Source organism: Paraburkholderia sp. GV068 (genome assembly GCF_003058125.1).
In the GTDB taxonomy this organism is placed as follows: Bacteria; Pseudomonadota; Gammaproteobacteria; order Burkholderiales; family Burkholderiaceae; genus Paraburkholderia; species Paraburkholderia graminis.
The window spans coordinates 13,000-24,738 of sequence record NZ_QBUB01000007.1 but is presented as its reverse complement, the minus strand read 5'-3'; the positions used below and the strand labels follow the sequence as shown (position 1 = coordinate 24,738).

Here is an 11,739-nt window from a genome sequence, read left to right as displayed (position 1 = left end):
CGTGATGGACTACGACTACATTGTGGTCGGCGCCGGGAGCGCTGGCTGCGTGACGGCGAACCGACTGGTTCGCGAGTGGCGGGCGAAAGTGCTGCTGGTGGAAGCAGGGCCGCCGGCTAACAGCGCGCTGATCCGTATGCCCGCTGGGACGTTCAAAATGCTGTTCAACGGTAGCCCGCTTATAAAACGCTACGCGTCGGCCCCGCAGGCGTCGCTGGGTGGTCGCGCGGTCTCCATTCCGCAGGGCAATGTTGTCGGCGGCGGCAGCTCCGTGAATGCGATGGCTTATACCAGGGGATCGCGTACCGACTACGAACGCTGGGTCGCCGCTACGGGTGATCCGGGCTGGTCGTGGGAAGGGTTATTGCCGTATTTCCGCAAACAGGAAGGCAACCAGCGACTCGACAACGAGGCGCACGGCGCCGACGGCCCACTGAAGGTCTCGGACCCGTTGTACAAAGCCGATGTGGCGGACCGGTTTGTGCGTGCCATGCAGCGCAAGGGCTTGCCGTTCGCGACGGACTTCAATGCTGGAACGCTGCGCGGAGTCGGGTATATGCAGACGACTACGCACAGGGGGCAACGCTGCAGTGCTGCAGATGCGTTCCTTGCGCCGGTCATGTCCGATCCGCTGCTGTCCCTGGTCACACAAGCCAATGTGCATCGCATTGTTTTCGAGGGAGAACGCGCGGTCGGTGTCGAATACACGGCAGGCGGCGCGCTCGTGCAGGCGCGGGCGTCGTGCGAAGTGATTGTCTGCGCCGGCGCTTTCGCGACGCCCAAGCTGCTGATGTTGTCGGGCATCGGTCCCGCAGCCCATCTGCGCGAACACGGCGTGGAGGTGCGGGTCGACTCGCCGGGCGTGGGCGAAAACCTGCAGGACCATAACGTCGCGGTGGTCTCGATGACCACGCACGGGCAGCACGGTTACTTCGGCGAGGATCGCGGAGCACGTGCCCTATGGAACGGGCTGCAATACCTTGCTTTCCATAATGGTCCCATTGCGTCGAACGGTGCGGAAACGATGGCGTTCGTGAACCTCAGCGTTCCGGACGGCGAACCGGACCTGCAGCTCTATTGCGTTGGGGTTATGTGGCCCGATCCGCAGGCTCCAAAGCCGTCCTACGGCATGACGCTGATGGCGAATCTCGTGCGGCCGCGTTCACGCGGAACCGTGCGGCTGAAATCGGCCGACCCGACAGACGATGCATTGGTCGATCCCAACTGGCTCCACGATGACGAAGACACGAAGCGGCTCGTCGAAGCGATCCGGTATCTGAGAGGAATCGCGGCTCACGAACCTTTCGCGTCTATCGTAAAGGCCGAAGTGGGGCCGGGGCTCCAGCTCCAGTCGGACGACGAACTGTCCGAGTACATCAGGCGGACGACGGAATCCAACTATCATCCGGTCGGCACATGCAGGATGGGGCATCCTGACGATCCGATGTCAGTCCTGACGCCGGATCTCCAAGTGAAAGGCGTCACCGGGTTGCGTGTGTTCGATGCATCGATGATGCCGTCGATCATTAGCTCCAATACGAATGCGACGGTAATGGCGGTCGCGGATCGAGCGGTGGACATCATGATGTCGAGCGCAACCGTGTCACCTGCGGCGAGCGACCGTTCGCATGCAATGCAGCCCGAGTGAAGCGATGACAGACACACGTGATGCTGCGAGCGATCTTTGCGAGGTGGAGAAATGACGTCAAGCGCACGCCGTCCACTCGTTATGGTGGCACTTGATGGGAACGTTGAATATGTGAACGACACGTTCGTGGAATCGCTCGGGTGGTCCCGCGAAGCCGTGCTTAATGCGCCAGCGTCGTCGCTACTTGCAGATATACCTAAGGCCGTCCTGCTCGATATCCAGAAAACGGTGCGGGCTAATCGCCCATGGATTGGATTCCTCGCTTACCGAACGGTGACTGGTGAGGTTTTTTGGGCCCGATCGAATCTGATGCCCAGCCGTTCCGGCAAACGGGCAATTGCGATGATCGAACCCATCGAACTTGCGGAGGCCGCCGACGTAGCCCACGCCTACCGAATGATCGGTGACGGCAGCAGGGACTGGTCTGTACACGGCGGAAGAGTTCAGAAGAAAAGAGGGTTCTTTTCGCCGTCCGGCGCCATACGCATAAGTTTGCGTTGGAAGATTGCGAGTGTCGTGCTGGGGCTGTTGCTGGCATCGTTCTCGGCGTGCATTGCATCTTCCAATGGAATACGTCTTGAAACTATATGCGCCGTGCTGCTCTCTGTCTTCGTCATTGCCGGTTGGCTTTTGACAAAAATGGTTTATCGGCCTTTGCGCGAAATCACCCGGGTGGCTATTGGTCTGGCGGCAGGACAGCTCGACATTGCGCCTGGCTTGCCGCGTGATGACGAATTAGGGGACGTCCTGCTGCTACTCAACCAGGCGATCCTGAACTTGCGGACAACGGTAGCCGATGTGCGTGACGGGGTGATCCATGTATCCTCGGGGACCGAGACGCTATCTGGCGGAAATCGTGACCTGTCCGAACGGACCGATCAACAGGTTAGTAGTATTCAGAATACTGCAGCTAGTGTCGAGCAGCTCAACGCGACGATTTTGAACAATACGGAGGCGGCAAGGGAGGCGGATCGACTTGCGCAGGAATCCACGGTTGTGGCGCGTGCGGGAGGAGAGATAGTCGAGCGGATGGTCGAGATCATGCGGCAGGTTGATGCGTCCAGCTCGGAAAGCGGGAGCATACTGGGCGTGATCGATGGGATAGCGTATCAGACCAACATTCTTGCTCTAAACGCCGCAGTGGAAGCGGCTCGTGCGGGACCAGGCGGGCGCAGCTTTGCGGTCGTGGCCGCCGAGGTGAGGGCTCTTGCTCAGCGAAGCGCGGCGGCCGCCAATGAAATCCGTAGCCTTGCCACAAATAGCGTAAATCTGGCCCAGGAGGGCCGCGGCGTCGCAGAAAGAGCCGGCGCGAAAATGCGGGAAACGGAGGCCGCCGTAACCACAGTCTGCAACCTGATTGGTGAGATAAAGGATGCGTGTGCCGAACAACGGCATGGCATGGTGCAGATCGAAGAGGCCATAACGGCGATTGACGTGACGACGCAACGGAATTCGGCGCTGGTAGACGCCGTTGCTTCGATATCCGAAGAAATCCGTCTGAAAGCGGCCGGCGTCGCGCAAGCCGTCTCCCTCTTCGACATCTGAGATCAAACTGGACGTGGGTCGCAGGACGCACTGGTTGACCGCATAAAGACCGCGGCAGCAGCTCTTCAGTGAAGCGTCCTTAAAGAAGGACGCTTCACTGACATTCGCAAATCGTGCCGGCGAATGTCTTCTCTCTCTATCGACGACTGAGTCTTTCCGACTGTTGGTGCTCACAATTGCCGCTAGCCGTGTCAAGGAAACTGCTAGCGCCGAAGTTGTCGCAAAACGCCGTACATTCCGACCCGTAGAACGAAGGAAAGTTGTCACTGCACTGTGCTCGCGGGGGCGACGGTTTTAGCCATTGAATTGACAACATTGCTTCGCTAACTGGCGAAGTAAAGTCGTCACTTCGCGTTAGCGCGAATTAAAATTGTCAACTCACGTTCGTCCTAGACCATGAAATCCTCAGGCAGGTGGTCCACATGGTCGACGTTTTGCGAAGCTTCGAGCCGCTCACGCTGCCGCGTCCTCGCGGCGCGCACCGTTATGACGTCTTCAGTCCGAAACTGGGGCGACGTCTGACGCTGTACAGGCGCAGCGCTTTCGAAGCATGGCTGATGCTCGAAGCGGATCCTGCTGCAAAGTCATTCTGTGAACGGCCTGGCTTCATGGCAGTCGACGGGCAACGCTGTGTCGTCGATTTCTGGGCAAGGTCCGATGACCATGAATGCCTGGTAGTACTATCGGAGCCGACACCGGCGACGGATCGCCCGCGGAGTCGTCTTGACGTCGACCCGCAAGCCTTCGCCGTGCGGCACATTGATGCAGCCGAAAGGGCAGCTGCGCGTGTGTGGACCGGAAACTGGCAGCGTATGCTACCCGTACTCGTCGCCGCGCGCGGCCTCGTCAAGCCTTCGCTGCGCGGCGCGATCGAGCGCTTCGTCGTGTCACCTCAATCGCTGATGACGATAGAGCGTGAGTTCTCAACTGGCGACCCCGCGCTCATCCGCGCAGCTGTCTTCGAACTGTTGCACTGCGGTCGCATCCAGGCGCTGGAGCTACACACTGAAAGCCTGTCGTTTCTGACGCGCTTTGTTGCGGTCCAGGCCAAATCATGAGCCGCCGCAGACCCGAATTCCAGACACTGGATCTCGCCTCGTGGCCGACCCTCGCATGGACTGAACTCGACGCCGCACAGCGCAGTCGCGTCCAGAGACATATCGACGCCATTGAGCGTTACGCGAGCGGTGAACCGGTAGGCAGTATCGAGACCACTACGCGAATCAACCGCAGACAGCTTTACCGGTTTCTCGACACAGCACTCTCGCTGCATGCCGACGGGCGGATATACGGCTTTCGTGCGCTTGTCGTTCATGCCCGCGTGACGGAATACACACGCCTGCTGCCCGTGACCAAGTGCGGCGAACGGGGCGGTGCCGTGGGTGCGCTTTCGCTACTGTTTGAGTGTTATCCCAGGCTCGCTGCGTGGCTCGTGCTGCAGATCAGACAGCGCCGCGTGACACTCAAGCAGATACCTTCGAACGACGGCATCCGGATCCGGATGCACGGTTTGCAGCCCTTGCACGAAAGATTTCTGCAGGAGTGCCGGCAACTGGGCTTGACGGCCGCCGATTATCCATTCAACACTGCCGGGCGCGCGATCCGGTCGCTGTCCTCGCGGGTGAAGGCGGAGCTTTTGCGTGGTTTTGGAATGGTAGCGGCTGCTGCCGGCGCCTCGCACCTGAAGGGACTACCCCGTCCCGACGATGCGCCTGCTCCCGCAGCGACACGGCCGTATCAGGTAGTCGAATTCGATGGTCACCGGCTCGATGTACGGCTGAAGGTTGTCGTTCGCGATCCGCTCGGATTCGAGCATGAGTTTGAAATCGAGCGGGTGTGGCTGCTAGTGATCATCGACGTATGCACGCGCGTGGTGCTCGGTCATCACCTGGCGCTGACCCGCGAATACAGTCGCTACGATGTGATCAAGACGATCGAGAACGCGCTCGAACCGCGGCCGGTGCGCGCCTTCACCGTACCCGGACTGGCCTGCCAGCGGCAGGAGGGTTTCGCGTCACAGCGCCTGCCCGAACTTGCCTACGTCAGCTGGGAGTGCATCCGACTCGACAATGCGAAGGCGAACCTCGCTGGTGAAACACTGGCTGCACTCTGCGAGTTCGTTGGCTGCGTCGTCAGTGCAGGACCGAAGCACAGTCCCGACGAGCGCCCGTATGTCGAGCGCTTCTTTGGCACAATCGCCAGCAGGCTGTCCTCACGCCTCCCAGGCTACACGGGCTCCCATCCTCGTGACCTGCGCCGCGCGCTGGCCGACCCGAAAGGTAATCTCCGCCTGTATGTGTCGCTCGATGAGCTCGATGAATTGATCACTTATTCGATTGCAAGCTATCACGGCACGCCCCACGGCGGGCTGAATGGCGCGACGCCGCTCGAAGCGATGGAGTTCTTAGTTCGTGGCAGGGGGCAACTGCTGGCCTGGTTGCCCGAGGTGCGCCGACGTACGCTATGCCTGATGCAATCGGCGCGGCACTGCCGGGTGCGCGGCTATCTTGCGCTCGGTGTCCGTCCTCACATTAACCTGTTCGGCGTGCGCTATACCAGCGTGGTCCTTGCCAGCAGCGCCCAGCTGATTGGCCAATCGCTCCGCGTCTACATCAATGCTGACGATCTGCGCTGCGTACGTGCGTTCCTCGCTGATGGCAGCGAGGTCGGTGTCCTTGATGCGCAAGGTGCGTGGCGTGTGATGCCGCACAACCTGACCTTGCGCAGGGAAATACTGAAGGCTAGAAGCAGCAAGGGCTCGGGCCACGTGCCGGCTGAAAATCCGATTGACGCCTACGTACGGACCAAGGTCGCAGCAGCAAGCAGGTCACGTAGGGCGGCCTCCGATGCGGCGCGGACGCTGCGCCTTCTCGCAAACGCACCAACGGCTAGAACACCGCCAGGGCCGCCAGGATCAGACGCAATTCCAGCAACACCGTCAGCGGAAACAGCGAAGGGGACCGACGTGGTCGCCGATACAGCACCCGTCGAACCGGTTCGTCCGCGCACGCTTGGTATCGGAACGGGGCAGGTCTTTTAACAGGTAGTTCTGACAGGTGGTACCCACAGGAGGGAGGCATGTCGCTTCAGGTCTCGCGTCCAGTCGATCCGTCGCTGCACCCGCTCGTCACTGGAAACTACCGGATTGCCACACCGGCTATAGAATCATTCTACGAACTCGTCGTAAGCTGTCTTCGCTACCGTGTGACGGGCGCGCTCATCTACGGCGCTCCGAGGATCGGCAAGACGCGTTCGATAGAATACGTGCGGCTGCTGCTTGCCAGGGAATTTCCAAAGGTGACGAGCTATCACGCCCGATGCGAGCACAAGCCGCGGCACGCAGAAGGGCCGTTCTTTTCAAACCTGCTCGAAGCTGTCGGCGATCATGATCCGAACGCGGGCACCAATCCCGCGAAACGCATGCGGCTTTCGCTACGGCTACGGGAAGCGGCTGCGCGCGCTGGCAGCGGAACGGTTCTGCTCTTTTGCGATGAGGCCCAACGCTATAACGAAAACGAATACGAGTGGCTGCGGGATGTACACGATGCACTCGACCGCCAGCAGATCAAGTTGTTCACGTTCCTCGTTGGTCAGCAGGAGTTGCTCGCCCAGAAGAGCGCGCTGCAGATCGCGGGCAAGACGCAGATCGTCGCGCGCCTGATGGTCGAAGAACTTGCTTTCCATGGCATCCGCAACGCCGAAGATGTCGCCACGTGTCTGAATGGTTACGACCAGACCGCCTATCCCGAGGGCAGCCAGTGGAGCTTCACGAGGTACTACCTGCCACAGGCATTCGAGGCAGGTTATCGACTTGTCAGCGATGCGGCCGTACTGTGGAATGCCTTCGAGGTCGCGCATCACAAGGCGACCCTGCCAGGCCGTCTCGAAATCCCGATGGAATCGTTCGCGCGGGCCGTCGAAGTCATACTCAAGGATAGCGAACTCAGGGATGCTCCGGGTTATTGTCCGGACGCATCGTTATGGGCACATGCTGTGCGGCACTCCGGCTATGTTCAGTCGCGCCATGCAACCGGCCGTGTGCTCGTGCACGCGTAAGGACGCGCCCGCGCTCATTGCGCCGCGCTTCCCGATACTCAGCCTCGATGAACGACGGCTGACCCCGGCACTGGGCTTCATATTCGATGCGCGGTGGCTGTTGCCGGGCGAGTCGATCGTATCGATCCTGTGGAAGTTCGCGCGTGCGAACGGACTTCCTGGGCACGCGCTGGTGCGGCTGATGGGCGCTGACATCGACCCGTACGAAGGCGTTGAGCCAATGCGCGATGCCGTCGATGTGAAGCATCTGAGGCGCACGCTGCTATTGCCTGGCAAGGTATTGCGCGCTTCACTCCTTGATGCCGGCCGGAGGGGAAGGCATCACCCGGTTTTCCGGTATTGCAGGCAATGCGTATTACTCGGTCATCACAGCGTGACGTACCAGATGTTCAGCGAAAACCGTTGTCCCGCGCACCAAGGAAAGCTGGAGACGCAATGCCATCGTTGCGGGCGGGAAACACCCTACATCCTCAACGCGAGACTTGTGGGCTCGCCGTATCGCTGTGCGCAATGCGGCGAGCTTTACGCGAGCCAATCTCCTTCAGCCTTTTCCGCGAAACCAGCGATGCGCAAGGAGCATCGTATTGCCATCGCGCGACGTTTTCACAATCGGATGGCAGGCAGCTTTTGCCTTGGCAACGATGAACGCAGCTTGTAGCTCACGGCTTGGTGGCAAGGGCGCGCGCTTCATAGTTCAGGAGCTTTCCATTAATCTTGCGTCCCGAAACTGTCTCGCTAAATACGCAAAAATGGGTGTTGACGACTTTACTTCGTTTTTGGTGACAAATTTACTTCGCTCTACGCCAAGGGGCACTGGGCCCGGCGGCCACTGTATATCCGTACAGTATATAACAGCGTCAGGCCGCAGCGACCGGCGAGGTGCGGCCCTCCGGTGCGTCGGCCCGCCGTGGTGGGCGCCGGCGTCCCCTCCTTCTCATGACACTTACTAGCCTTCGCCCGCGGCCTCTCAACATGGGTAGGGAACCGTTAGAGCGACCCTTCGCGGTCGGCTTTTTTTCGTCTGCGACTTTTTCCGAGGAATCGAATAAACAAGCCGTGATACGCTTGAAAAAGACCCTCACCGAATCTCTCTCTGAATACGTCACTAACCGATCCCATTCAGAGGGGCGCATGGCCCAAGCTGCAACACTTCGACCGGCTCAAATCCGGCATCTACTCGCCGTCACGGCGGCAACATCGCGCCATCCTGAGCGCGATAGTCTCATTCTCCTGCTAGGCATTACGTGCGGGATGCGTGTCAGCGAAATAGCTCAAATCGAGGTTCAAGACGTGCTGTTCCCTTCGGGTGCGATCCGTTCAGAGGTCAGTCTTCGGGCCGCGATAACGAAGGGCTGTCGTCAGCGATGCGTCTATCTCACGCACCCGAAAACGGTTTCCGCTCTGGAGTGTTATCTAAGCCATCGCATTGCGCGCGACATGGGAACCGAGCTAACCGCAGAGCGTTATCGCGGTCTCGCGCCGTCAAGTTGCCTCGTCCTTGCTGGCAAGGGCCGCAAGTTTGCGATGAACACCAAGCGCCGCATCAACGAGGCCGGGGAACAGGTTGATTACGCTGCGTGTGACAGCCTCCAATCTCACGTCACAAAGCTCTACAGGGACGCGGGGATACGCGGCGGATCATCCCATTCTGGACGGCGCTCGTTTGCCAGTAACCTTGTTGAGCAGGGGCACGATATAGAGACTGTGCAGCAGCTTCTCGGCCATGGCCAGCTGGATCACGTCCGGCCCTATCTGGCCGTGTCCGACAGAAAGCTTCGGCAGATGTTTTGCGAAGTACTATGAGTCCCGCGTGTGAGGGTAGGTCCTAAATGCGCGGCTGCGGAACGTGTGACTGTAGAAAAGTCGCCTCCCTGCCGATAAACCGGACACATCGCTTGCGAAAGACTGGCAAAAGATATACGATATGTATATCATGAAACGGAGGTGGTTATGAGTCGTATCCTGGTTGACCTGCCTGAGTCGCAGGTTGACGACCTCGCTGTGATTGTGGAGGCCGAACAGCGGCCCCGCGCAGCTGTCATCCGAGATGCCATTGAGGCGTATATCTCGCAGCGCAAGCGCGCGCTCGGAACAGAAGTATTCGGCCTGTGGAAGAGCCGGAAGACGGATGGCCTTGTGTACCAGCAGGAGCTTCGTTCCGAATGGTGAAGGCGCTCTTCGATACGAACATCCTCATTGACTATCTCAACGGGGTCGGCGCAGCCAAGAAGGAACTGGCGCGCTATGAGTATCGCGCGATCAGCGTGATCACCTGGATGGAAGTGCTGGTCGGAGCATCCGCCGAGGAAGACGCCGCGATCCGCGCATGGCTCGATTCATTCGATGTCATCGCAGTAGACAGTGCGATCGCCAATCGCGCCGTCGAGATTCGCAGGACTAAAAAGATTCGTCTGCCCGATGCCATCGTGTGGGCGTCAGCACAGGTCCACTCGCTGTTGCTTGTTTCGCGAAATACGAAGGACTTTCCAGCAGACGAGCCGGGTGTCCGCGTGCCGTACAAAATTTAGGAAAATCATGAGCAATACAGACCTCCAACGTAAGCAGCGGTGCGCCAACAGGCTGCATTTCCTCGCCCAGGAGCAGGTGCGCGTTGGACGGCAGATTCAGCAATTGAACTACGTTCCTACGCCCGAGCTAAAGGCCCAAATGGATTCGCTAATCGCTGAGTACGATCGCGCAGTCGCTGACTTCGATGCGGCCAGTGAGACTTGCGATACGCCTGTTTTCGTCGCTATTGGTCGATAAGATTGGAAAACATGGCTAATAACGAAAGTAAGAAAGCACGGCAATATGAAATCGTGGCTGCGGAGTTACTGAACCGGTTTTGTTCGGACTTGGGATTGGCCCGTGTCGAAGGTAAGCAGAACGTTACTGGGCTCCAAAGCGGGACTGACTGGGAGATTGATGCCAAGGGCGTCGCCGAGGACGGTGTCGCCTTTATGGTTGTCGAGTGCAAACGACACACTACTTCTAACTTACCGCAGGCGATTGTCGCGTCGTTGGCATACTCGATACAGGACACCGGCGCCGACGGCGGATTTATCGTAAGTCCGCTGGACTTGCAATCCGGCGCGAAAAAGGTAGCGGCAGCAAGCAACATTGTTCACGTGCAGTTGCGCGCCGACAGCACGCCGCTCGAGTTTGAAATGAAGTTTCTCGATAGGCTGTTCGTTGGATTTCACGATGTCGCAAATCTCTCCATCAGCGAGAGCCTGAGCATAACCATCACACGTGCGGATGGGACAAGCTGGACGGAAGAGTTGTAGCCAGAGAGATGGGAAAATTCTAGGAAAGCGATGAACACTCAAGGTCAAGACCCGGAAGCATTGGAGCGCGAGCTCAAGGCTGTGCTCCGATCTATCGAATCTGCAAAAGTCTCAGTTGCTAACGAACTCGGAAAGGGCGGCAACCTGCCCTATGCATACAGTCAGTTGCAAGACGCAGAACACAAGCTCACCCGTGTGATGCGTACTTTGAAATAGGAAAATAGCCACATGGAAATGGACGCGATCAATCGCCTTCTGGCCGCAGCGCACAACCCGGTGAATGCTTCGCAACGAGCATTGGACATTGGGGCCCGCGCGGCCGACCTTGTGGCAACGACAAGTGCCCTGGTCGAAGAATTGAAACGCGAGACGAATTCTCTCCGCGCATCAGGCGCGAGCGAGAATGACCCGCAAATCATCAAGCTCGCACAAGACTGCGCGTACGTCGAAGCGGTCGTTACCGCAACGTGTAAGGCGTTGACGAAGACGTGGGAACGTATCCACGCTCGCACCTAGGAAAATTCGCTGCCACGCGCGGCACTGGAAAACAGCACATGACAAAGTTTGAAGAATCGTGGGAGATTCAACGGACTAGAGCCGAGGATCATCACGATCTGGCCGCTGCTGCGTACGCGGCAGCGAAGATGCATCTTGAAGCAATCGTCCCACTGGCGGGGACTTATAACCCGCAGAGCAATGTCGAGTTTTATGCGCGCATTCGCGCCTTCTTCTGGGAGTTGATGGCCGCTTACGATTTAATGCACGTCTGGGCCAATAGCTTCTATCATCTTGGAGTGAAGCCAAAGCGGTTAAGGCCAGAGGAGGTGCAGAGCAAGATGAAGAGTGAACCTCGATGTGCGAATGCGTATGCGGTGTTATCGGAGGCAGAAAATTCCGCTTGGCTGTTTGAGGCTCGCACGTATCGGAACTACGCGCACCGATCATACGTAGAGGCCCAGCAACTTGTCGTTCAACGAGACAACAGTGCATTCACGCAATTGCTGCCATCGAGAAATGGGCAGAACGAAAAGGGAATGAAGCTGATCGAACCACAGCTCAGAGAATACCTTTCCGCGATGGAGCAAGTTGGCAAGAAGCTTGGCGCAATCAAGGTCTCGCTAACCTAGGCTACGCTTTAAGTCTAATCGTGGTCGGGCGGCTTACGTTCCGTCATGCAAAGCATTTGGCATTGTGCAACCGCGA

Annotated in this window: 14 protein-coding genes; all 14 read left to right on the top strand. The window is 58.7% G+C overall.

The genetic code is table 11. The features are described 5' to 3' along the window. Positions 1-4 precede the first annotated feature (4 nt). On the top strand, positions 5-1,648 hold the full coding sequence (locus C8K18_RS15935; protein ID WP_107708225.1) for a GMC family oxidoreductase: 1,644 nt from the start codon (positions 5-7) through the stop codon (positions 1,646-1,648). 51 nt (positions 1,649-1,699) lie between these two features. Next, positions 1,700-3,193, top strand: coding sequence for a methyl-accepting chemotaxis protein (locus C8K18_RS15930; protein ID WP_107708223.1), 1,494 nt, complete (start codon positions 1,700-1,702; stop codon positions 3,191-3,193). 422 nt (positions 3,194-3,615) lie between these two features. Beyond that, positions 3,616-4,251 (top strand): hypothetical protein, encoded by a 636-nt coding sequence (locus C8K18_RS15925; protein WP_107708222.1) that lies wholly within the window; start codon positions 3,616-3,618, stop codon positions 4,249-4,251. Continuing rightward, on the top strand, positions 4,248-6,233 hold the full coding sequence (locus tag C8K18_RS15920) for a DDE-type integrase/transposase/recombinase (RefSeq protein WP_107708220.1): 1,986 nt from the start codon (positions 4,248-4,250) through the stop codon (positions 6,231-6,233). Before C8K18_RS15925 ends, C8K18_RS15920 begins: the two co-directional genes overlap by 4 nt. 38 nt (positions 6,234-6,271) lie before the next feature. Then, complete coding sequence (locus C8K18_RS15915) at positions 6,272-7,249, top strand: ATP-binding protein (protein ID WP_107708218.1); 978 nt, start codon at positions 6,272-6,274, stop codon at positions 7,247-7,249. Then, positions 7,218-7,907: a hypothetical protein gene (locus C8K18_RS15910; protein WP_107708216.1), complete on the top strand. Its 690-nt coding sequence runs from the start codon at positions 7,218-7,220 to the stop codon at positions 7,905-7,907. The genes C8K18_RS15915 and C8K18_RS15910 overlap by 32 nt, the downstream gene beginning before the upstream one ends. A gap of 473 nt (positions 7,908-8,380) precedes the next feature. Continuing rightward, positions 8,381-9,052: a site-specific integrase gene (locus tag C8K18_RS15905; RefSeq protein ID WP_107708490.1), complete on the top strand. Its 672-nt coding sequence runs from the start codon at positions 8,381-8,383 to the stop codon at positions 9,050-9,052. Positions 9,053-9,199: 147 nt separating this feature from the next. Then, complete coding sequence (locus tag C8K18_RS15900; protein ID WP_107708214.1) at positions 9,200-9,418, top strand: ribbon-helix-helix protein, CopG family; 219 nt, start codon at positions 9,200-9,202, stop codon at positions 9,416-9,418. Further along, positions 9,412-9,777 carry a type II toxin-antitoxin system VapC family toxin gene (locus tag C8K18_RS15895; protein ID WP_107708212.1) on the top strand — a complete coding sequence of 122 codons (366 nt, stop codon included), beginning with the start codon at positions 9,412-9,414 and terminating at the stop codon, positions 9,775-9,777. The genes C8K18_RS15900 and C8K18_RS15895 overlap by 7 nt, the downstream gene beginning before the upstream one ends. 7 nt (positions 9,778-9,784) lie before the next feature. Then, on the top strand, positions 9,785-10,015 hold the full coding sequence (locus C8K18_RS15890) for a hypothetical protein (protein WP_107708210.1): 231 nt from the start codon (positions 9,785-9,787) through the stop codon (positions 10,013-10,015). 11 nt (positions 10,016-10,026) lie between these two features. After that, the gene (locus C8K18_RS15885) at positions 10,027-10,536 is read left to right on the top strand and encodes a restriction endonuclease (RefSeq protein WP_107708208.1); all 510 of its coding nucleotides are present in this window, start codon (positions 10,027-10,029) and stop codon (positions 10,534-10,536) included. Between the two features lie 30 nt (positions 10,537-10,566). Next, positions 10,567-10,752, top strand: coding sequence for a hypothetical protein (locus tag C8K18_RS33110; RefSeq protein WP_132384582.1), 186 nt, complete (start codon positions 10,567-10,569; stop codon positions 10,750-10,752). Positions 10,753-10,764: 12 nt separating this feature from the next. Further along, on the top strand, positions 10,765-11,052 hold the full coding sequence (locus tag C8K18_RS15880; protein ID WP_107708206.1) for a hypothetical protein: 288 nt from the start codon (positions 10,765-10,767) through the stop codon (positions 11,050-11,052). 38 nt (positions 11,053-11,090) lie between these two features. Further along, on the top strand, positions 11,091-11,663 hold the full coding sequence (locus tag C8K18_RS15875) for a hypothetical protein (RefSeq protein ID WP_107708204.1): 573 nt from the start codon (positions 11,091-11,093) through the stop codon (positions 11,661-11,663). The last annotated feature ends 76 nt before the right edge of the window (positions 11,664-11,739 follow it).